Origin of the sequence: Chryseobacterium sp. ON_d1, assembly GCF_006829085.1 — a bacterium.
In the GTDB taxonomy this organism is placed as follows: domain Bacteria; phylum Bacteroidota; class Bacteroidia; order Flavobacteriales; family Weeksellaceae; genus Chryseobacterium.
Genome location: NZ_BJTC01000025.1, coordinates 1 through 1627 on the forward strand (window position 1 = coordinate 1; position 1627 = coordinate 1627).

1 rRNA gene is annotated in these 1627 nt (G+C 49.3%); it reads left to right on the forward strand.

From position 1 onward, the window contains the following. Positions 1 to 95: 95 nt before the first annotated feature. Positions 96 to 1612 (forward strand): 16S ribosomal RNA (locus CRS_RS24240). Positions 1613 to 1627 lie beyond the last annotated feature (15 nt).

Below are 1627 nucleotides of genomic sequence, written 5' to 3' on the forward strand. Positions count from 1 at the left end.
AAAAGCGAAAGATATAAAGATCATTGACATACAATATAACAACCAAGTAAGGAAAAACTAAAGCGTTAAAAACTTTGAGTGAGTCAGACAAACATACAATGGAGAGTTTGATCCTGGCTCAGGATGAACGCTAGCGGGAGGCCTAACACATGCAAGCCGAGCGGTAGAGATCTTTCGGGATCTTGAGAGCGGCGTACGGGTGCGGAACACGTGTGCAACCTGCCTTTATCAGGGGGATAGCCTTTCGAAAGGAAGATTAATACCCCATAATATATTTGTCGGCATCGATGGATATTGAAAACTCCGGTGGATAGAGATGGGCACGCGCAAGATTAGATAGTTGGTGAGGTAACGGCTCACCAAGTCTGCGATCTTTAGGGGGCCTGAGAGGGTGATCCCCCACACTGGTACTGAGACACGGACCAGACTCCTACGGGAGGCAGCAGTGAGGAATATTGGACAATGGGTGCGAGCCTGATCCAGCCATCCCGCGTGAAGGACGACGGCCCTATGGGTTGTAAACTTCTTTTGTATAGGGATAAACCTAGATACGTGTATCTAGCTGAAGGTACTATACGAATAAGCACCGGCTAACTCCGTGCCAGCAGCCGCGGTAATACGGAGGGTGCAAGCGTTATCCGGATTTATTGGGTTTAAAGGGTCCGTAGGCGGATCTGTAAGTCAGTGGTGAAATCTCACAGCTTAACTGTGAAACTGCCATTGATACTGCAGGTCTTGAGTGTTGTTGAAGTAGCTGGAATAAGTAGTGTAGCGGTGAAATGCATAGATATTACTTAGAACACCAATTGCGAAGGCAGGTTACTAAGCAACAACTGACGCTGATGGACGAAAGCGTGGGGAGCGAACAGGATTAGATACCCTGGTAGTCCACGCCGTAAACGATGCTAACTCGTTTTTGGATCGCAAGCTTCAGAGACTAAGCGAAAGTGATAAGTTAGCCACCTGGGGAGTACGAACGCAAGTTTGAAACTCAAAGGAATTGACGGGGGCCCGCACAAGCGGTGGATTATGTGGTTTAATTCGATGATACGCGAGGAACCTTACCAAGGCTTAAATGGGAAATGACAGGTTTAGAAATAGACTTTTCTTCGGACATTTTTCAAGGTGCTGCATGGTTGTCGTCAGCTCGTGCCGTGAGGTGTTAGGTTAAGTCCTGCAACGAGCGCAACCCCTGTCACTAGTTGCCATCATTAAGTTGGGGACTCTAGTGAGACTGCCTACGCAAGTAGAGAGGAAGGTGGGGATGACGTCAAATCATCACGGCCCTTACGCCTTGGGCCACACACGTAATACAATGGCCGGTACAGAGGGCAGCTACACTGCGAAGTGATGCAAATCTCGAAAGCCGGTCTCAGTTCGGATTGGAGTCTGCAACTCGACTCTATGAAGCTGGAATCGCTAGTAATCGCGCATCAGCCATGGCGCGGTGAATACGTTCCCGGGCCTTGTACACACCGCCCGTCAAGCCATGGAAGTCTGGGGTACCTGAAGTCGGTGACCGTAACAGGAGCTGCCTAGGGTAAAACAGGTAACTAGGGCTAAGTCGTAACAAGGTAGCCGTACCGGAAGGTGCGGCTGGAACATCTCATTTTAGAGCGTCTTTGGA